General features: G+C 71.0%; 19 protein-coding genes and 1 riboswitch. Of the genes, 5 read left to right on the top strand and 14 right to left on the bottom strand.

What is annotated here, in order from left to right; translation table 11 throughout:
- Positions 1–9: 9 nt before the first annotated feature.
- The 9 genes from ACZ69I_RS00195 to clpS form a co-directional block, all read right to left on the bottom strand.
- Positions 10–288, bottom strand: a complete 279-nt coding sequence (locus tag ACZ69I_RS00195) for a MoaD/ThiS family protein (RefSeq protein WP_467669908.1) — start codon at positions 286–288, stop codon at positions 10–12.
- 131 nt (positions 289–419) lie between these two features.
- Positions 420–521: a putative leader peptide gene (locus ACZ69I_RS00190; RefSeq protein ID WP_361723968.1), complete on the bottom strand. Its 102-nt coding sequence runs from the start codon at positions 519–521 to the stop codon at positions 420–422.
- Between the two features lie 66 nt (positions 522–587).
- Positions 588–1,385, bottom strand: a complete 798-nt coding sequence (locus ACZ69I_RS00185; protein ID WP_470829763.1) for an ABC transporter ATP-binding protein — start codon at positions 1,383–1,385, stop codon at positions 588–590.
- On the bottom strand, positions 1,382–2,389 hold the full coding sequence (locus ACZ69I_RS00180; RefSeq protein WP_470830622.1) for a FecCD family ABC transporter permease: 1,008 nt from the start codon (positions 2,387–2,389) through the stop codon (positions 1,382–1,384). Before ACZ69I_RS00180 ends, ACZ69I_RS00185 begins: the two co-directional genes overlap by 4 nt.
- Before the next feature lie 68 nt (positions 2,390–2,457).
- On the bottom strand, positions 2,458–3,435 hold the full coding sequence (locus tag ACZ69I_RS00175; protein ID WP_470829762.1) for an ABC transporter substrate-binding protein: 978 nt from the start codon (positions 3,433–3,435) through the stop codon (positions 2,458–2,460).
- A gap of 44 nt (positions 3,436–3,479) precedes the next feature.
- Positions 3,480–3,611: riboswitch (cobalamin riboswitch) on the bottom strand.
- 5 nt (positions 3,612–3,616) lie between these two features.
- Positions 3,617–4,039: a M67 family metallopeptidase gene (locus ACZ69I_RS00170; RefSeq protein WP_467669914.1), complete on the bottom strand. Its 423-nt coding sequence runs from the start codon at positions 4,037–4,039 to the stop codon at positions 3,617–3,619.
- Positions 4,040–4,143: 104 nt separating this feature from the next.
- The gene (locus ACZ69I_RS00165) at positions 4,144–5,625 is read right to left on the bottom strand and encodes an amino acid permease (protein WP_467669916.1); all 1,482 of its coding nucleotides are present in this window, start codon (positions 5,623–5,625) and stop codon (positions 4,144–4,146) included.
- 372 nt (positions 5,626–5,997) lie between these two features.
- On the bottom strand, positions 5,998–6,600 hold the full coding sequence (locus ACZ69I_RS00160) for a DUF2017 domain-containing protein (RefSeq protein ID WP_467669918.1): 603 nt from the start codon (positions 6,598–6,600) through the stop codon (positions 5,998–6,000).
- Between the two features lie 40 nt (positions 6,601–6,640).
- Entirely contained in the window at positions 6,641–6,955 is a 315-nt protein-coding gene (gene clpS, locus ACZ69I_RS00155; protein ID WP_467669920.1) for an ATP-dependent Clp protease adapter ClpS, read from the bottom strand.
- 91 nt (positions 6,956–7,046) lie between these two features.
- On the opposite strand from clpS, the gene ACZ69I_RS00150 reads away from it, so the two are divergent.
- Both ACZ69I_RS00150 and ACZ69I_RS00145 read left to right on the top strand, forming a co-directional pair.
- Positions 7,047–8,375: a nicotinate phosphoribosyltransferase gene (locus ACZ69I_RS00150; protein WP_467669922.1), complete on the top strand. Its 1,329-nt coding sequence runs from the start codon at positions 7,047–7,049 to the stop codon at positions 8,373–8,375.
- A gap of 136 nt (positions 8,376–8,511) precedes the next feature.
- Entirely contained in the window at positions 8,512–9,096 is a 585-nt protein-coding gene (locus ACZ69I_RS00145; protein ID WP_467669924.1) for an isochorismatase family protein, read from the top strand.
- Between the two features lie 177 nt (positions 9,097–9,273).
- Here the strand turns inward: ACZ69I_RS00145 and ACZ69I_RS00140 are convergent, their stop codons facing one another.
- Entirely contained in the window at positions 9,274–9,597 is a 324-nt protein-coding gene (locus ACZ69I_RS00140) for a hypothetical protein (protein WP_470829759.1), read from the bottom strand.
- A 147-nt stretch (positions 9,598–9,744) separates the two neighbouring features.
- Positions 9,745–12,156: an immune inhibitor A domain-containing protein gene (locus ACZ69I_RS00135; RefSeq protein ID WP_470829758.1), complete on the bottom strand. Its 2,412-nt coding sequence runs from the start codon at positions 12,154–12,156 to the stop codon at positions 9,745–9,747.
- A gap of 490 nt (positions 12,157–12,646) precedes the next feature.
- Here ACZ69I_RS00135 and ACZ69I_RS00130 point away from each other — a divergent pair, with 490 nt between their 5' ends.
- On the top strand, positions 12,647–12,943 hold the full coding sequence (locus ACZ69I_RS00130) for a hypothetical protein (protein WP_467669930.1): 297 nt from the start codon (positions 12,647–12,649) through the stop codon (positions 12,941–12,943).
- 80 nt (positions 12,944–13,023) lie between these two features.
- Here the strand turns inward: ACZ69I_RS00130 and ACZ69I_RS00125 are convergent, their stop codons facing one another.
- Together ACZ69I_RS00125 and ACZ69I_RS00120 are read right to left on the bottom strand one after the other, a co-directional pair.
- Positions 13,024–13,710: an RDD family protein gene (locus tag ACZ69I_RS00125; RefSeq protein ID WP_467669932.1), complete on the bottom strand. Its 687-nt coding sequence runs from the start codon at positions 13,708–13,710 to the stop codon at positions 13,024–13,026.
- Positions 13,711–13,797: 87 nt separating this feature from the next.
- Positions 13,798–15,288: an RDD family protein gene (locus tag ACZ69I_RS00120; protein WP_470829757.1), complete on the bottom strand. Its 1,491-nt coding sequence runs from the start codon at positions 15,286–15,288 to the stop codon at positions 13,798–13,800.
- A 269-nt stretch (positions 15,289–15,557) separates the two neighbouring features.
- On the opposite strand from ACZ69I_RS00120, the gene ACZ69I_RS00115 reads away from it, so the two are divergent.
- Entirely contained in the window at positions 15,558–16,037 is a 480-nt protein-coding gene (locus tag ACZ69I_RS00115; protein ID WP_467669936.1) for an SsgA family sporulation/cell division regulator, read from the top strand.
- 80 nt (positions 16,038–16,117) lie between these two features.
- Here the strand turns inward: ACZ69I_RS00115 and ACZ69I_RS00110 are convergent, their stop codons facing one another.
- Positions 16,118–17,488 carry an FAD-binding oxidoreductase gene (locus tag ACZ69I_RS00110; RefSeq protein WP_470829756.1) on the bottom strand — a complete coding sequence of 457 codons (1,371 nt, stop codon included), beginning with the start codon at positions 17,486–17,488 and terminating at the stop codon, positions 16,118–16,120.
- A 98-nt stretch (positions 17,489–17,586) separates the two neighbouring features.
- Here ACZ69I_RS00110 and ACZ69I_RS00105 point away from each other — a divergent pair, with 98 nt between their 5' ends.
- Positions 17,587–19,077: a tetratricopeptide repeat protein gene (locus ACZ69I_RS00105; RefSeq protein WP_470829755.1), complete on the top strand. Its 1,491-nt coding sequence runs from the start codon at positions 17,587–17,589 to the stop codon at positions 19,075–19,077.
- The last annotated feature ends 106 nt before the right edge of the window (positions 19,078–19,183 follow it).

Here is a 19,183-nt window from a genome sequence, read left to right as displayed (position 1 = left end):
GGTTCGGGCCTAGACCATGCCGCCGGCGACGGCCGGCAGGATCGTGACGTTGTCGCCGTCGGAGAGCTTCGTGGAGATGCCGTCGAGGAACCGGACGTCCTCGTCGTTGAGGTACACGTTCACGAAGCGGCGCAGCTTGCCGTCGTCGACGATCCGCTCGGCGATGCCCTGGTGGCGCGAGTCGAGGTCGGCGAAGAGCGCGGCGAGGGTGTCCCCGCTGCCCTGGACGGCCTTCTCGCCGTCGGTGTAGGTGCGGAGGATGGTCGGGATGCGGACCTCGATGGCCATGCTGGGGCTCCTGTCGGGGATCGAGAAGTGCGGGTGGTGGGCGCGCGGCTGCGCTGTGCTGGCGGTGGTGCCCGGTGGTACGTGGGTGTACGGGGTGCGGCGCCGCGGCCCACGGCCTGTGGCGGCACGGTTCAGCGGGTACAGATCGCGCTGGCGAGGCGGCACAGATCGACGTGCAGCCGCGCAACGAGCAGTGCGCCCGGCGTCTTTTCGCTCACGTCGTGGGGAACCATGCGGTCATCGTATCGATTCCCGGTCCGGATCCCGGAATGTGATCTCGACTGGTGGACGGAATCTGTTCAGGATGCGGGCGGCGGCAGATAGACGACGGTCGGGGCGCCGGTCAGTGGATGGATGCCGACCTCGGCGGTCACGCCGTAGACGGCGGCGAGCAGCTCGGCGGTGAGGACCTCCTTCGGCGTCCCGGAGGCGACGAGGCGGCCGCCGTCCAGGACGTAGAGGCGGTCGCAGTAGTACGCGGCGAGGTTCAGGTCGTGCAGGGCCAGGAGGTTCGTCGTGCCCAGGCCCCGCACGAAGGAGAGGATGTCGAGCTGGTAGCGGATGTCCAGGTGGTTGGTGGGCTCGTCGAGGACGACGAGGGTGGGCTGCTGCACCAGGGCGCGGGCCACCAGGGCGCGCTGGCGCTCGCCGCCGGAGAGCGAGGGGAAGGTGCGGTGGGCGAGCTCCTCGACGCCGACCCGGGCGAGCGCCGCCGTGACGAGTTCCTCGTCGGCCGCCGTGTCCGCCTCCCAGAACCGCTTGTGCGGGGAGCGGCCCATGGCGACCACCTGCCGGACGGTCAGCTCGAACGCCGCTTGCCCGTCCTGCGGGACCGTGGCGAGGCGGCGGGCGCGGGCCTTCGGGGTGAGCGTGTGCAGGTCGTCGCCGTCGAGGAGGGCGCGGCCGCCGGTGGGGCGCAGGGTGCCGTACACGCAGCGCAGCAGCGTCGTCTTGCCGCTGCCGTTGGGACCGACGACGCCGACGGTCTCGCCGGGGGCGGCGGTGAGGTCGACGGCGTCGACGAGGAGGCGCCCGGCCACCTCGTACGAGAGCTCTTCGGTGCGCAGTGCGCCGACGGGCCGGGGCGGGTGGGTCATACCGGTACTCCTTCGTTGCGCCGCCGCAGCAGCCACAGGAAGAACGGGCCACCGGTCAGCGCGGTGAGCACGCCCACGGGGATGTCCTGCGGCGCGGCGACGGTGCGCGCGGCGAGGTCGGCGACGACCAGGAAGACCGCGCCCATCAGCGCGACGACCGGCAGCAGCGCGCGGTGGGCGGCGCCGACCAGCATGCGGGCGGCGTGCGGGACCATCAGGCCGACGAAGCCGATGGCCCCGCTGTAGGCGACCAGGACGCCGGTGAGGAGCGAGGCGAGCACGAAGACGCCGACGCGGAAGCGGGCGGCGTCCAGGCCGAGGACGGTGGCGCCCTCCTCCCCGGCGAGGAGCAGGTCGAGGGGGCGGGCCATGGCCATCAGGAGGGCCGTGCCGACGACCAGCGTGGCGCAGGGCAGGGCGAGCATGTCCCAGCGGGCGCTGCCGAGGCCGCCGAGCGTCCAGTACATGACCTCCTTGAGGTGGTCCGCGCTGTCGGCGGTGACCAGGATGAGGCTGGTCAGCGCGGACAGGATGTACGAGACGGCGACGCCCGCGAGGATCAGGCGGCCGGTGGCGAAGCCGCCGCCGCTTCTGGCCAGGGCATAGACGAGGACCAGCGAGATCAGGGCGCCCGCGAAGGCGGCGGCCGGGATCGTGACGGTGGTCGACAGGGCGGCGCCGAGCCCGAAGACGCTGCCGAGCACGATGGCGCAGACCGCGCCGACGGAGGCGCCCGAGGAGACGCCGAGCAGGAACGGGTCGGCGAGGGGGTTGCGGACGAGGGCCTGGAGGACGGTGCCGATAACGGCCAGTCCCGCGCCGACGGCTGCGCCGAGCAGGACCCTGGGGAGTCTGACGTCGAGGACGATCGTGCGGAACGGGGAGGGTTCCGCCCTCCCCGTGAGGATGTCCATGACCTGCGCCGGGGGGATCCGCACCGAGCCCAGGGCCAGCCCGGCGAGTATCGCTCCCGCCAGGGCGGCCGTGAGTACCGCCAGGACGATGAGGCGCCGTCCCCTTGCGTGCCGTCTGTCGCCCTGCGGGCTCGTCCTCGAACGCCGGACGGGCTGGATCACAGCTGCGCCGCCAGTTTCCTCACCGCCTCCGGTGCTCGTACGCCGGTGACCACGTCCGACAGGGGCAGGACCGCGAAGCTCTTGTTCTTGATGGCCGGAATGTCCTGGAGGGCCGGGTCGTCGAGGAGGCGCTTCTTCTTCTGGGCGACCGTCGTGGCGCCGTAGTCGAGGATCAGGATGGTCTCGGGCGCGCGCTCGACGACCTTCTCCCAGGACGCGTCGCTGAAGGACTTGTCGACGTCGGCGAAGACGTTGTGGCCGCCCGCCCGTTCGATGATGTCGTTGCCGATGCCCCGGCCGCCCGCCGTGAACGCGGTCTTGTCACCGCTGTCGTAGACGAAGACGGAGCGGGCCTTCTTGCCCCGGGACGTGGACTTGGCGGCGGTGGCGGCCAGTTCGCGGCGGGCACCGTTGATCCACTGGTCGGCGCGGGCCCGCACCCCGAACGTGGCGCCGACCTCGCGGACCTCGCGGTAGACGTCGTCCATGGAGACGGGGTGCTCGGCGCAGCCCTCGACGTTGAGGCGGCTGTCGATGCCGGACTTGGCGAGGGCCGCCCGGCTGCGGCCGTCACCGGCGAGGAAGGCGCTCGCGTAGCCGCCGTACACGTAGTCCGGGTCGGCGGCGAGCAGCTTCTCGTAGGAGGGGTACTCCTTGGCGAGCACCGGGATTGCCTCGTACGCCTTCTCGTACGCGGGCAGGACCCTGTCGTCGAGGTAGGCGGTGCCCACGAGTCTGTCGCCGAGGCCGAGTTCGAGCATCACCTCGGTGGCGTGCTGATTCATGGTGACGGCGCGCTTCGGGGGCGCGTCGTACGTCGTCCGCACACCGCAGTTGGTGACGGTGTACGGGAATCCGGCGGCCTTGGCGGCGGGCTTCGTGTCTCCGTCCGGGCCGGGCGAGGAGCATGCGGCGAGCGGGACGAGCAGGGCGGCCGCGGCGAGTGCGCGTATGCCGGTGTGGCGGCGGGACATGGCTGAGCTGCCTCCTCCAGGGGATTTCCGCGTCCCCTGCGTTGCGTGGAGAAAGGCGGCAGGTCAGTTCCTGACTCCCCCGCCCCGGCCGGTATCGGCCGGAGGGACGGGGTCACAGTGGCGGGACCGTGCCGGGTTCGCACCGGCTTCCTGGCTCCTGCCGCCTCAAGGGTGGTCGGGGTCAGTATGCCTCGACGACCTGCACCTCTTCCTCGGTGACCACGCCTTCCACGATCCGGTAGGAGCGGAACTGGAAGGGGCCCGCGCCGTCGGTGTCCGCCGTGGAGACCAGGACGTAGTGCGCGCCGGGCTCGTTGGCGTAGGTGATGTCGGTGCGCGAGGGGTAGGCCTCGGTCGCGGTGTGCGAGTGGTAGACGATCACCGGCTCCTCGTCGCGGTCGTCCATGTCGCGGTAGAGCTTGAGGAGGTCGCCCGAGTCGAACTCGTAGAACGTGGGCGAGCGGGCCGCGTTCAGCATCGGGATGAAGCGCTCGGGGCGGCCGGTGCCCGCCGGACCCGCGACCACACCGCAGGCCTCGTCGGGGTGGTCCTGGCGCGCGTGCGCGACGATCTGGTCGTGGAGGGCCTGGGTGATGGTCAGCATGGGAGTCAGGATAAGCAGAGGGCCCGCACCGTACCGAAGTGTGGTACGGGCGGGCCCGAATGCTGGACAGGGGCCTTGGGGAGCCTCAGCCCTTCCGGTGCGGGTCAGTCCTTCTCGACGGAGTCGGAGACGCCGACCTTCTGCCGGTTGAAGGCCGCGGCCTCCGGGTTGCGGCTCTTGAGGACCAGGTAGGAGACCGTGAGGATCGCGGCCCAGACCGGAGCGGCGTACAGCGAGATCCGCGCGTCCTTGTCGACGCCCATCATCACGATGACCATGCCGATGAAGAGCAGGGCGAACCAGCTGGTGAAGGGGGCACCGGGGGCGCGGAAGGTGGACTGCGGCAGCTCGCCGCGGTCGGCCTTGCGGCGGTAGCGGATCTGGCAGGCCAGGATCATGATCCAGGCCCACATGCCGGAGATGGTGGCGAAGGAGACGACGTAGTTGAACGCCTCGCCCGGCCACTGGTAGTTGATCCAGACGCCGACGAGCATGAAGGCGGCCGAGACGGTGGTGCCGGTCAGCGGCAGGCCGTTCTTCGTGAGCTTGGTGAAGAACTTCGGGCCCTGGCCGTTGAGCGCCAGGTCGCGCAGCATGCGGCCGGTGGAGTACATGCCGGAGTTGCAGGAGGAGAGGGCGGCGGTGAGGACCACGAAGTTCACGATGGCGGCGCCGACGCCGAGACCCATCTCCTCGAAGGCCTTCACGAACGGCGAGACGCCCGGCTTGAAGGAGGTCCACGGCACGACCGACAGGATCATGATCAGCGCGCCGACGTAGAAGACGGCGATGCGCCACGGCACGGTGTTGATCGCCTTGGGCAGGACGGTCTTGGGGTCCTTGGACTCACCCGCGGTGACGCCGACCAGCTCGACGGCGAGGAAGGCGAACATCACGATCTGCAGGGTCATCAGCGTGGAGCCGATGCCGTTCGGGAAGAAGCCGCCCTCGTCCCAGAGGTGGGTCACCGACGCGGTGTCCCCGGCGTCGGAGAAGCCGATGGTGAGGATGCCGACGCAGATCAGGATCATGCCGATGATGGCGGTGACCTTGACCATCGAGAACCAGAACTCCAGCTCACCGAAGAGCTTCACGGAGATGAGGTTCGCGCCGTACAGGATGACCGTGAAGACCAGCGCGTAGGCCCATTGCGGGAAGGAGTCGTGGGTCCAGTACTGCATGTACTGGGCGGCCGCGGTCACTTCCGTGATGCCGGTGACGACCCAGAAGAGCCAGTACGTCCAGCCGGTCACGAATCCGAAGAACGGGCCCATGAACTCGCGTGCGTACTCCGAGAAGGAGCCGGACACGGGCCGGTACATGAGGAGCTCGCCGAGCGCCCGCATGATGAAGAAGATGACGAGGCCCGCGATGGCGTACGCCAGGATGAGGCTGGGGCCCGCCTTGTGGATGGCCTTGCCCGCGCCGAGGAACAGGCCGGTGCCGATGGCACCGCCGATCGCGATCATCTGGATCTGCCGGGCTCCGAGCCCGCGCTGATACCCCTCGCCCTCGCCGGACGAACCCTGCACGACCCCACTGCCGCCGTGCTCGTCGTGGTGCTCTTCGACCTGCACTGAGGTCATGGTGACGCCTTTCTCCATGCTGATCCGCGCCCGCTCATCTGCGTTGTGGCTGCGGATCAGGTCCTGATCCCCCCGGATATGGATGGAGTGCTACCGGCGGTCTGCCGGCTGAAGCGCCCTCGGCGACATGGGTGGCGTCACCGAGCGGTCGTGAAGATTTATCACGGTGGCAACAGTGAGGGAATGAGCCACCTGTGGCGCACACCACAGGAAGAAGCGGACAAAGCGCCCTTGACACCGCAAAGGAGGGCAACGCCTTGACGCGATCGTTATCCGGATTTGAGCATCCGCTGAGCGAACGGCCCGCCCGGTGAACAGAACCTGTCTACTACAACAAATTTCGCTGCCATCTGCACCGATTTTCGCCCGGAATCAGTCCAGCAACGTTCCGACCAGCGTTTCCTGCAGCCCGCCCAGCCAGAGATAGGCCATCACCATCGGCTTGCGGGGGTCGGTGTCGGGGAGGCGGTAGAGCAGATCGGCGTCGTCCTCGTCGGTGACCTCCAGGCGGGTGCCGATCGCGAGCCGGAGATCGTTGAGGGCTCCCAGCCAGTGCTGGGACTCCTCGACCGACAGTTTCAGGACAGCTCCGCCGTCGCCCGACCCGGTCATCGCGTCCAGCGAACGGATCACGACCAGCGCGTCGTCGCGCTTCTTGGCCCGCAGGTCGTTCTCCGTGAACCGGCGGAACTCCGCCGAGTACGCCCGCGTCTCCTCGGGGTCGCCCGGCCCCTGCTCGCTCCCCGGACCGCCGTACGCGTCGGGCAGCAGGCGCTTCATCACCGGATCGGCGGGCGGCTCGCTGGGCCCCTCGGCGAAGAGCTCCGCGAGGGGGTCGTCGGAGACCTCGCCGCCCGGCCCCGGGCCGATCAGCTCGAGGAGCTGCACGGCGAGGGAACGGATGATCGAGATCTCGACCTCGTCGAGCGCGACGGCGGCGCCGCCTCCCGGGATCGGTTCGAATTGTCCTGGCATCAGATGCGTCGCTGCTTCCGGTCCGTACGCGGGCGGGCCGCTACTTGCGGTCCTGCTGAAGGGTGGCCCAGAGGCCGTAGCCGTGCATGGCCTGCACGTCGCGCTCCATCTCCTCACGGGTGCCACTGGAGACGACGGCGCGCCCCTTCTGGTGCACGTCCATCATCAACTTGGTGGCCTTGTCCTTCGAGTACCCGAAGTACGTCTGGAAGACATACGTCACGTAACTCATCAGATTGACCGGGTCGTTGTGCACGAGCGTGATCCAGGGGACGTCCGGTTCGGGGACGACGAGCGCCTCTTCGGCCGAATCCGGGCGGGTGATTTCTGCGGGAGCCGTACTCACCCGGTCCATGCTGCCACCCCGCGGAGCCCCTCGCACAAATGGCCTGCCGCGCGCCTCGTGAAATCGTCAGAGTGACGAGATAGGGGGTAGCATCCTTCGTATGAACACAGCGGACCTTGGCCTGCCGGTGGATGTTCCGTCGACAGCGCTCTTCACGGACCAGTACGAGCTGACGATGTTGCAGGCCGCGCTGAAGGCGGGGACCGGCGACCGGCGTTCGGTCTTCGAGGTCTTCACCCGCAGACTCCCCGAGGGCCGGCGCTACGGCGTGGTGGCCGGTACCGGCCGGGTCCTGGACGCCGTGGAGAACTTCCGCTTCGACGCCGACGTCCTCGGCTTCCTGCGCGAGCGCGGCATCGTCGACGAGGCGACCCTCGAATGGCTGGCCGGATACCGCTTCAGCGGCGACATCTGGGGCTACCCCGAGGGCGAGGTCTACTTCCCCGGCTCGCCGATCCTGCGGGTCGAGGGCTCCTTCGCGGAGTGCGTGCTCCTGGAGACCGTGATCCTCTCCATCCTCAACCACGACTCGGCCATCGCGGCCGCCGCCTCCCGGATGTCCTCCGCCGCCGGCGACCGCCCGCTGATCGAGATGGGCGCCCGGCGCACCCACGAGCTGGCCGCCGTGGCCGCGTCCCGCGCCGCGTACGTCGGCGGCTTCGCGACCACCTCCGACCTGGCCGCCGGCTTCCGCTACGACATCCCGACCGTCGGCACCAGCGCCCACGCCTTCACCCTGCTGCACGACAACGAACGCGACGCCTTCCAGGCCCAGGTCGACTCGCTCGGCCCCGGCACCACGCTGCTCGTCGACACGTACGACGTGACGGAGGCGGTCCGCACCGCCGTCGAGGTCGCCGGGCCCGAGCTCGGCGCCGTCCGCATCGACTCCGGCGACCTGCTGCTCGTCGCCCACCGGGTGCGGCAGCAGCTGGACGAGCTCGGCGCGACCAGGACGAAGATCGTCGTCACCTCCGACCTCGACGAGTACGCCATCGCCTCGCTCGCCGCGGCCCCCGTGGACGCGTACGGCGTGGGCACCCAGCTGGTCACCGGCTCGGGGCACCCCACCTGCTCGATGGTCTACAAACTGGTGGCCCGTGCCCACTCGGCGGACCCGAAGGCCCCGCTGGAGCCGGTGGCGAAGAAGTCGCTCGGCGCCAAGTCCTCGCTCGGCGGCCGCAAGTGGGCGGCGCGCAGGAACGACGCGTACGGGGTGGCCGAGGCCGAGGTCGTCGGCACCGGGCCCGTGCCGACGGCGCTGGCCGACCGCCAGCTCCTGGTCGAGCTGGTCAAGGGCGGCGAGGTGGTGGCCCGCGAGCCGCTGGACACGGTCCGCGACCGGCACGCCGCCGCGCGCGGCGGACTGCCCCTCTCGGCGACGCAGCTGTCGCGCGGCGAGGCGGTCATCCCGACGGAGTACGTCTGACGCCCGGGCGGGGAGCGGGGCGCGCACCGGTCCGCCGGACGGACGCCCCCTCCCGCAACGGACGTCAAGTCTCTACGCTCGGTTCATCCGGCCGAGTCCCCGCTGCCCCCGCCTGCCGAGCCGAAGGACACCCCTCATGCGCCGCGCCCTGATCGTCGTAGACGTGCAGAACGACTTCTGCGAAGGCGGCAGCCTCGCGGTGGCCGGCGGCGCGGACGTGGCCGCCGGGATCACCGAGCTGATCGGCCAGGCCCCGGCGGGCTACCGCCACGTCGTGGCCACCCGCGACCACCACGTCGACCCCGGCGCCCACTTCTCCGACCACCCCGACTACGTGGACTCCTGGCCGCCGCACTGCGTGGCCGGCACGGAGGGCATCGGCTTCCACCCGAACTTCGCGCCCGCGGTCGCCTCCGGCGCGATCGACGCGGTGTTCTCGAAGGGAGCCCACTCGGCGGCGTACAGCGGCTTCGAGGGCGTCGACGAGAACGGGCTCTCCCTGGCGCAGTGGCTGCGGGAGCGGGAGATCACCGAGGTCGACGTGGTGGGCATCGCCACGGACCACTGCGTGCGGGCCACGGCGCTGGACGCGGTGCGTGAGGGGTTCGGGACCACCGTCCTGCTGGACCTCACCGCGGGGGTCGGCGGGGCGACCACGGAGGCGGCGATCGCCGAGCTCGACTCGGCCGGGGTGGAGCTCACGGGCAAGCCCGTCGTGTGACCTGCGGGCCGTCGTGTGACCTGCGGCCCGTCGTGTGACCTGCGGCCCGGTGGGGGCTGGTCGCGCGGTTCCCCGCGCCCCTGAGTGGTCCTCCTCGCCGCCCGACCGAAGGTGCCGCTGAGGGGCGCGGGGAACTGCGCGACCAGCCACGTCCGACCCGCGGCCGCAGGAGGGCCCTCAGAACGGCACCGCGCCCCGGCTCTGTCGACGCAGCGCCCTGATCGGATGCCACAGCTCGTTCAGCGTGTCCGGCGCCGCACGCCATATCAGGCCGTCCGGATGGTGCAGGACGGCCGTGACCTCGTCAGGGGTCGGCGGCTCCGCGTTGCCGCGCAGGTACACCGCCCGCATGCCCAGGTTCCGCAGCCGCGTCAGGGCCCTCGCCCGGTTCACGGCGTGCACGATCATCCTGACCGTGCCGCCGCCCGGCGACGGGCTCGGCAGGGTCAGCGCCACGACCACGCTGCCGTTCGGCAGCTTGCAGAAACCTCCTGCGGACATGCTGGGTCACACCCCCGTGAGACGTCGCACGAGACCCCGGTCCGGGCCCCGCGTCAATAAGAAATCCACAGCACGCACCTAAACACGATCGGCCGCCGCCCGCTAGGGGGCGACGGCCGATCATGGTTTGACCTGCGAAAACGCTAATTACTTCGTGGAGGGGCCCACCTGGACCGTGATCGAGGAGCCATCCTTCGGCTGCTTGATGATCTTGATCTGAGTGTTGGTGTCAGTGACCTTCACACTTCCGGTGGGGTTCTCCTTGTACCAGTAGGTGCCCTTGTGGTCGTCGAAGACCGGGACGCCCTTCTGGGACTTGATCTTCAGCGCGACGTCCGCGTTGTGGAGCGTGAACGTGTCCGTCGCGAACTTGCTGAAGGGCGCGTCGAACGGCTGGATCTTGTTGCGCAGCACCGTGCCGTCCTTCCACTTCAGCGGCTTGGCGTGGGCGTCGACCGGAAGGATCAGACCCGAGCCGGGGTGGGCGCTCGTGTTGTTGTCCTTCTGCGAGGTGTCCCACTGCCAGACCATGAGGCCGGTCTGGTACGGGTAGTGCTCGACCCAGCTGGGGCGGACCTTGGAACCGAAGTTGTACGGGCCGACCTCGAGGGTCTTGTCGTACGAGACGTACTGGCGGTTCTCGGCGAGGTAGTACTGGTCGTACTTCTTGGTGAAGGACTCGCCGATGCGCGAAAAGCCCTTCGCCGTCCAGCCGTTGTCGTCGCCCTCGGCGCCGTCCTCGAACAGCTTGGCGCCGTCCGCGGTGATCGCGAGCGCGTCGGCCGCGAAGCCCTTGCCGCCCGCGCCGCCGTCCGTGGCGTAGCGGAAGCGGACGTCGATCTTCTTGCCCGCGTAGGCGTCGAGCGGGAAGACCAGCTTCTTGTACGCGCCCGAAGCACCGGTCAACGCGGGCTTGTCGCCGGCGTCACGGGTGATCGGCTTGCCGTCCGCGGTGCCGTCCACCGGCGTCCAGTTGGCGCCGTTGTCCGTCGAGACCTCGGTGTAGAGGTAGTCGTAGTTGGCCTCGATGTCCCACCAACCCTGCAGCGAGAGCTCGGCCTTGGACTTGCCGGTCAGGTCGACGGAGCGCGTCAGGGTGTTCTTGAGGTTGTCGCCCTGGTCGCTCCACCACTGCTTCGAGCCCTCGGCGGGCTTGGCGACGCTGGTGGTGACGGCCTTCTTCGGCAGGTCGACGACGAGCGCCTGGCGGTGCCGGGTGTTGTACTCGGAGACGCCCAGCTTGTGCTCCGACGTCGTCGCGGCCTTGGCCTTGGCGTAGTCGAGCCAGCCCAGCTGGAACTTGTCCCAGGCGGTCATGTCGCCCGGCATGTCGCCGATGGCTTCCTTGCCGGTGCCGAGCCAGGAACCGGCCGACATCAGCGACCAGAAGCCGACGGAGTTGTCGCCCTTGCCCGAGGTGTCGTACAGGTCGGGCAGGCCCAGGTCGTGGCCGTACTCGTGGGCGAAGACGCCGAGGCCGCCGTTCTCCGGCTGCATCGTGTAGTCGCCGACCCAGATGCCCGTGTCGCCGATCTGGGTGCCACCGGCCTTGTTGTCGCCCGGGCCGGTCTTGCCCGCGTCGTTGCCGTACGCGTACCAGCGGTGCGCCCACAGGGCGTTCTCGCCCTGGGCGCCGCCGCCGGCCGACTCGTCCTCGCCCGCGTGCACGAGCTGGAAGTGGTCGATGTACCCGTCGGGCTCGTTGAAGTTGCCGTCGCCGTCGAAGTCGTAGCGGTCCCAGAGGTCGTACTTGGCCAGGTCCGCCTTGATCTGCTCGTCCGTGCGGCCCTTGGCCTTCTGGTCCTTGGCCCAGGCGGTCACGCCGTCCTTGACCGCGTCCCAGACGTTCGGGCAGTTGGTGTCGCCGCAGTAGTTCGAGCCGTAGCGGGCCTCGTTGTAGTCGACCTTGACCCAGTCGGAGACCTCGCCGTCGACCGAGTAACGGCCCGAGGAGGTCTTCTCGTAGTAGGTCTTCAGCGAGTGCTTGGCCTTGCCGTTCGCGTCCTTGCCCTTGCCGAAGTACAGGTCCTGGAAGTGCTTCTTGTTGTAGTCCTTCTGCCAGGCCGTGCTGTTGTCCTTGGCACGGTCCGGCTTGGCTATCTTGTTGTGCGCGGGGCCTGCCTTGCCGCCGTACTTCTTGACCGGCTGCTGCGGGCCCTCGGGGCCGTCCGGGTCGTACATGGTCGTGTCGTCGACCTTGTTCCCGAACTCCACCAGGATCGTGAAGATCTTGTCGGTCTTCTCCCGGCCGAGCTCGACGTACTTCTTGTCGTCGAGCTTGACGACCTGGGAACCGCTCTTGCGCTGGACCTTGGCGTCACCGGCGACGACCTGCTGCAGGGCGGCCTTGCGCTGCTGGGCCTGCTGCTTGCTGAACGGGCCGTCCAGGTCGTGGTCGACCTGGGCCTTGGGCCGCGACGGGTCCTGCCGGTCGATGGACGGCGCCCCGCCCGAGGCACCGTCCTCGGCCGAAGCCGTCGTGGCCGAGTACGTCGCGGCGGCCGCGGCCACCGCCACGGCCACCGCGGTGGCTCTGAACGTCCGTGTTCTGACTGTCACTTGATGCTGTCCTCCCCCGCGCCCGCGCGAGAATTGGCGGACCGAATTCCCGGTCGGAGGAGGTCCGCGCGCGATGTACGCGTCACAAGTGACGACATTCGACCGGAAGTACGGGAGAAAAGACAGACCTTGACTTGAACAGGCCAAGTGCACTATGCAGACGCCGGGCACCGCTATCCGGACACGGAGCACCTCTTCACGCGACGGCCCGACGGATGCGCCGCACCGTCCACTTGGTGGACGTCATGAACCCGTGCGCCCCCTGTGCTCCGGCACCGTGGGTTAGGTCACGCTTACCAACCGTTCCCGTCGGGCATGGTGCCGATAGAGTCAATCGACGGTGCGCCACCGCGCGAGGCGACACATCCCAAGTCGCCGCCGTCGGGCCCCCTTTGATTCGCAAAGTCCTTCCCACATCCGCATCCGCCCCCATGGTCCACAAGACGTGGGGGGATCACTGCCGAGGACGGATCACGTCATGCCTCGTCCCATGCCACGTCCGACCACCGCACAGATCACCTACGGTTCGGTGACCGTCGTCTTCTCGACCCTCGCCATGCTGCTGCTCTCCCAGACCGGTACGGGAGTCGGCATCGCGGTGATAGCCCTGGCCGCGCTCGGCCTCGGCTTACTGGTCGCCATGACGGTGCCGTTGCCCAAACAGCCCGCGGCGCCCGCCGCCCGCTCCGTGCCCGCGGCCGCCCCCGCGGAGGAACGCTCCGCGGAGCGCGTCCCCGCGCAGCGCCCCGTGCTCGCCGACTCGGTACGCGAACCGGCGGGCCCGTGAGTCACGAGCCCGCCGGATGAGGGTGCCGCCGCCGCAACCGGGCGCCACCTGCCCCGGGTGACCGGGGAGTTCCGCACGCTTCAGACGCTGACCACCACCGTCTTCGCGGCCTTGTCGTGCAGGCCCTGCTTGTAGGGCTTGTCGAAGAAGCTCCAGCCGCCGCAGATGGCCGTCCAGATGCAGGCGCAGCAGAACGCGAACGGCAGCCACAGGACGGCCGCGCGGGCGAGCGCGGTCTGCATGCCGGGCGTGGCCCCGTCGTTGAGGTTCGCGACCCGCATCCCCAGCCACTTCTTGCCGAGCGTCTGGCCGGTCCTGGAGATCATGAAGGTGTCGTACGCGATGTAGAGCACGGCGGCCAGCAGGGACTGGCCGAACGACTTGCCCGTGTTCACATCGTCCGGGTCGATGTCGTACTCCGCGGTGCCGAACGCCCACGACAGCAGTGCGACGACGATGCCCACCAGAATCATGTCGATGATGCGGGCGAGTACCCGCTTGCCGCTGTCGGCGAGCGGGGGCATTCCGGCGAGGGGATCCTGCCCGTTGTGGCCACCGGCTCCACCGCCGTACGGGTCGCCGCCGTAGGGCGGCGGCGGGGTGCCGTAGGGCGAGCCGCCGCCGGGCGGCTCGGTTCCGTAGGGCGCGCCGCCACCGGGGGGCGGGGTGTCGTACGGGGAACCGCCGCCCTCCGGGGGCTGGTGCGGCGGCTGCTTCCTGAACGGGTCGTCGTCCGGGGGCGGGTATTGCGGCGGTTCGGTGCTCATGGCCCGAGTCGACCGCGACGGCCCCCGCTCCGCATCCGGCGAGCGGCCGACCGGGTTACCCGGCCGCCGCCCCGCTTCCCGCCCCGCTCACCCCGCGACGAAGGTGTTCGCCGCCTTGTCGTGCCAGCACTGGCGCCACGGCCGGTCGAAGACGCACCACAGCACGCCCACGACCCCGACCACCAGCAGGCCGGGCACGCTGTACACCAGCCAGCGCCGCAGCGCCGCCCCGAAGCCCGGGCTCTCGTGCTCCTCGATGTCGCGCACCTGGACGCCGCACACCTTCTTGCCCAGGGTGCGGCCCCACTTGGCGGTGGGCAGCGCCTCGTAGACGACGCCGAAGAGCAGCAGGACGGCGAGGACGATGCCGAGGTACCCGGCGGTGGTGCCGTCGAGCAGCCAGACCGTGGTCTTCTCGCCGGAGAGCTTCGCCGCGTCGATCTTGCTGTCGACGTGGTCGGCGGCCTTGGTGCCGAGCGGCAGCGCGACGGCGCCGGTGACGGCGGCGAGGACCACGGTGTCGATCAGGCGGGCCGCGAGGCGCCTGCCGAGTCCGGCGGGGCGGGCGGCGGCCTGGGACCGGGCGAGCGCGGCGAACGGGTCCTCCGCGACCGGCTTCCACGGCAGGACGGGGTCTCCCTCGCCCTGCTGCGGGGTGCCCGGCGCGGGCTGCGCGAGCTGGTGCACCTGCTGGGCCCAGGAGGGCGAGCCGCCGCCGGGCCCGGAGGTGACGGGTCCGGGGACGCCGCTCTGCTGCGGCACGGGGGGCTGCGGCTGAGCTTGGGCCTGGGGCTGCGGCTGGGGCTGGGGCTGGGGTTGCTGCGGTACGGAGGGCTGGTCGGCGGCGGCGGTCCGGCCGCCCCGCTGCGCGGACTTGGGGCGGATCGCGCGGATCGACATGGTGCCTTCGGTGCCGGGCGACGCGGCGGGCCGCACCGGCCCCGTCGGCCGGCGGAACGTCACCGTGCCCTCGCCCGCGGTCGGCTTGGACGCGCCCGGCTCGACGGCGCGGATGGTGACCGTGCCGGGGTTGCTCTCCTCGTGCGGCGGCTCGGGCGCGCGGGGGGCGTCGGCCGCCTTCGGGGCCTCGGCTCCCTGCTCCGGCCGTCCGCTTCCCGCCTCCGGCCGGCCGCTTCCCGGGCTCTCGGGGCCGCCGGGGGCCTCCGCGCGGGGCGCCGCCTCGCCGGGCACGCGCGGGTCAGGCTGCCCCTGGTGCCCCCAGGACACCTTGTGCTCCTGCTCACCGCCGAGACCGGCCTGGCGTCCCGCGTCGGCTCCCCAGGCGGAGGCGGGCTCGGGCCGTGCGCCGTGCTGCCCGGCCGGGTCGGCCCGACCGGCCTGCGGCTCCTCGTCGAAGAAGTGCGGGCCCGTCTCCTCCACCGCGGGCGGCAGCGCGCCCGCGTCGGCGCCCGCGCCGGGCGGGGCCGGCAGCGGCTCGCCGTCGGACGGCGCGGGACGGCTCGTACCGGGCACCCAGGCGGCACCGTTCCAGTACCGGACATATCCGGGAATGGACGGGTCGGGGTAGTAGCCTTCGCGCGGCCGGTCGTCGCCTGGGGCCGGAGTTGGGGCGCTCATGTCCGTCGTCCCGTATCTGCTCGGGGGTCTTCTGGGGGCTACACATCTATCAGACCTCCGTGTGCCACCGGGCGGGTCCCGCCCTACGGACCACTTTCCGGGCACGGTCCCCACACATCCCCCGCGTGGTCCACGCCCCCGTACGGACACCCCGGCGACGCCGTCCGGAGAAAACTCTTCCGAACCCGCGTAATGCTCAGAGGATCCCGCGCTCTCCACTCGTACGGGTCCGCTCCCAGGGCCCCTACAGGGATTGGAAGGGCATCGACATGCACTCCGTGGTGGAACGCGAACTGGAGCTCAAACTCGTCCTCTCGCCGGAACGGGCCATCCCCGTCCCGGCCCGCCTCGCCTACCGCACCGACGACCCCTACGCCGTCCACATCACCTTCCACATCGGCTCCGAGCACCCGGTGAACTGGACGTTCGCCCGCGAGCTCCTGGTGGAGGGGGTGTTCAGGCCGTGCGGTCACGGTGACGTGCGGGTCTGGCCGACGAAGGTCGAGGGCCGCAGCGTCGTCCTGATGGCGCTGAGCTCGCCGGACGGCGACGCGCTCCTGGAGGCGCCTGCCGCCGCCGTGTCCGCGTGGCTGGAGCGCACCCTGCGGGTGGTCCCGCCGGGTTCTGAGGCCGAGCAGCTCGGTATCGACGACGGCCTCGCCGAGCTGCTCGCACCCGCATCGGGCCGCTCCGACGAGCTGTGGCTGCGCGACCCGTGGCCCTCGGACGAGTCCAAGGACGGTGAGTGAGCTCCGCCGCCACGGGGGCGAACACGGAGCGCGACCAGAAGCAGCCAGGACAGCCAGAACAGTCGGAACAGTCGGAACAGTCAGAGCAGCTTGCCCGGGTTGAGGAGTGCGTGCGGGTCGAAGGCCGCCTTGATGGCCTGCTGCATCTCCACGCCCACGGGTCCGAGCTCGCGCGCCAGCCACTCCTTCTTCAGGATCCCGACGCCGTGCTCGCCGGTGATGGTGCCGCCGAGTTCGAGACCGAGCGCCATGATCTCGTCGAAGGACTCGCGGGCGCGCCTGCTCTCGTCGGGGTCTGCCGCGTCGAAGCAGACGGTGGGATGCGTGTTGCCGTCGCCCGCGTGCGCGCAGACCCCGATGGTCAGACCGTACTTCTCGGCGATGCGCTCGACGCCGTCGAGCATGTCCGCGAGGCGCGAGCGCGGCACGCACACGTCGTCGATCATCGTGCTGCCCTTGACGGCTTCGAGCGCGCTGAGGGACAACCGCCGCGCCTGGAGCAGCAGTTCGGACTCCGCCGCGTCCTCGGCCGGGACGACCTGGGTGGCCCCGGCGGCCTCGCAGAGCGCGCCGACGGCGGCCAGGTCGGAGACGGGGTCGGCGGTGTCGAAGGCGGCGAGCAGCAGCGCCTCGGTGGTCTCGGGCAGGCCCATGTGGGCCAGGTCGTTGACCGCCTTCACGGTCGTACGGTCCATCAGTTCGAGGAGCGACGGGACGTGGCCGCCCTCCATGATCGCGCAGACGGCGTCGCACGCGGCCTGCGTCGAGGGGAACTCGGCGGCGAGGACCAGCTGTCGGGGCGGCTCGGGCTTGAGCGCGAGGACGGCGCGGACGACGATGCCGAGGCTGCCCTCCGAGCCGACGAAGAGCCGGGTGAGGTCGTACCCCGCGACACCCTTGGCGGTGCGCCGCCCGGTGCTCATGAGGCGCCCGTCGGCGAGGACGACGTCGAGGCCGAGGACGTACTCGGCGGTCACCCCGTACTTCACGCAGCACAGGCCCCCGGCGGCGGTGCCGATGTTCCCGCCGATGGTGCACATCTCCCAACTGGAGGGATCCGGCGGGTAGTACAGGCCGTGTTCACCGACGGCGCGGGAGAGCGCGGCGTTGACGACGCCCGGTTCGACGACGGCGATGCGGTCGACGGGGCTGATCTCCAGGATGCGGTCCATCTTGACGAGGGACAGGACGACGCAGCCCTCGCTCGCGTTCGCGGCCCCGGACAGGCCGGTGCGGGCGCCCTGCGGGACCACCGGGACGCGCAGTTCGGTGGCGGTGCGCATGACGTGCTGGACCTGCTCGACGGTGCGCGGCAGGACCACCACGGCCGGTGCGCCCGCGTCGCAGAAGCTCGCCATGTCGTGCGCGTACGCGGAGGTGACGTCCGGGTCGGTGAGGACCGCCTCGGCCGGCAGGCCCTCCCGGAGGAGTTCGATCAGGGTGCGGCTCATGATCACAGCCTTGCACCCGGGGCCATCGGTGTGAACCCGTGTGCGACGCCGTTCCGCATGCCGGGATGTGCTCTTCGTATTGACGCACAGTGAACGTCATGAAGCCTTCGGTGAAGCGTGTGCTCATCGCCTCCGTCGCGGGGAGCGTGGTGCTCGGCGGCGCGTTCGCGCTGCTGCCCCCGGACAGGAAGGAGGCGGCGCCGCCCGTCCTTGGGCCCGCCGGGCGGGCGATGGCGGCCGTCGGGGCCGGGGCGCCCGCCGCGCTGCCGGACCTGGCGGCGCTCATCGGCGAGCGCGAGGCGCATCTGCGGGCGCACCCCGGCGACGACCAGTCCTGGGCGGTGCTCGGCTCGGCGTACGTGGCGCGGGGCGTGCGCACGTCCGACGTGGCGAACTTCCCCAAGGCCGAGACGGCGCTGAACAGGTCGCTGCGGACGAAGCCCGAGCGGAACCCGGAGGCCCTGACGGGGCTCGCCGTGCTCGCCAACGCGCGGCACGACTTCCGCGCCGCCAGGAAGTGGGGCGAGCTCGCGGCGCGGCAGGCGCCGAAGCGGTGGACGTCGTACCCTCCGCTGCTCGACGCGTACACCGGGCTCGGTGACGCGAAGGGCGTCGACAGGGCCCTGGAATCGCTGGAGGAGCTGGGGTCGGGCCCCGCCGCGCGGGCCCGGATCGGGCAGGTCTACCGCGACCGCGGCTGGCGCGAGAACGCGAACGTCGCGCTGGCCGACGCGGCGGCGCTCGCCGAGGCCCCGGCGGAGAAGGCGGCCTGCCTGCACCGGCTCGCGGAGCTCGCGTGGGAGCGGGGCGAACCGGCGGAGGCGCTGCGCTACGACGACGCGGCGCTCGCCGCCGACGCCGACCACCACCCCGCGATGGCGGGCCGGGGCCGCGCGCTGGCCGCCCTTGGCCGCTACGCGGAGGCGCTGCAGGCCTACCGTTCGGCGATCGCCAGGCAGCCGCTGCCCGAGTACGACCTCCAACTGGGCGAGCTGTACGCGGCGTTGAAGCTGAAGCCGGCGGCGCGGGCGCAGTACGAGGCGCTGCGGGTGCACGTGAAGCAGGAGGAGGCGGGCGGCGTCAACAACGAGCGGCTCCTCGGCCTGTTCGAGGCGGACCACGGCGACGCGGACGCGGCGGTGAAGCGGCTCACCGCCGAGTACGAGCGGCATGGCAGCCCGGAGGCGGCGGACGCGCTGGGCTGGGCGCTGCACCGGTCCGGGGCGAGCGAGAAAGGCCTGAAGCTCGTCACCAAGGCGATGGCCAAGGGGCCGCGCAGCGCGCTGTTCGCGTTCCACCGGGGGCGGATCGAGCGGGAGTTGGGCTGGGAGGGCGCGGCTCGGCGCCACCTGGGCGAGGCGCTGCGGATCAATCCGTTCTTCTCGCCGCTGGGTGTGCCTGTGGCGAAGGCGGCGCTGGAGGAGCTGGGTGAGCCGGAGGAGGGTGGGCCGGAGGAGGTGTATGCGCCTGAACGGGGCGCGCGGGGCGCGGTGGGGCGGGGCGCGGTGGGGCGGGGCGCGGTGGGGCGGGGGGCCGGGGTGGCCGCGCCTCCGCAGGCGCAGCGGCGGGCGGTGTCAGGGGGCGAGTGAGGTGGGGTGGGGTGGGGGGTGCGGGGGTGATGCGGGTGCGGGTTCGTTGTGGCTTGTCGCGCAGTTCCCCGCGCCCCTTGGGGGTGCCGTGCGTTGTTTTCTGTGC

The sequence above is a fragment of the Streptomyces sp. NPDC036815 genome (assembly GCF_055609205.1).
The sequence above is the reverse complement of the archived record's forward strand: the minus strand, read 5'-3'. Positions and strand labels throughout refer to the sequence as shown.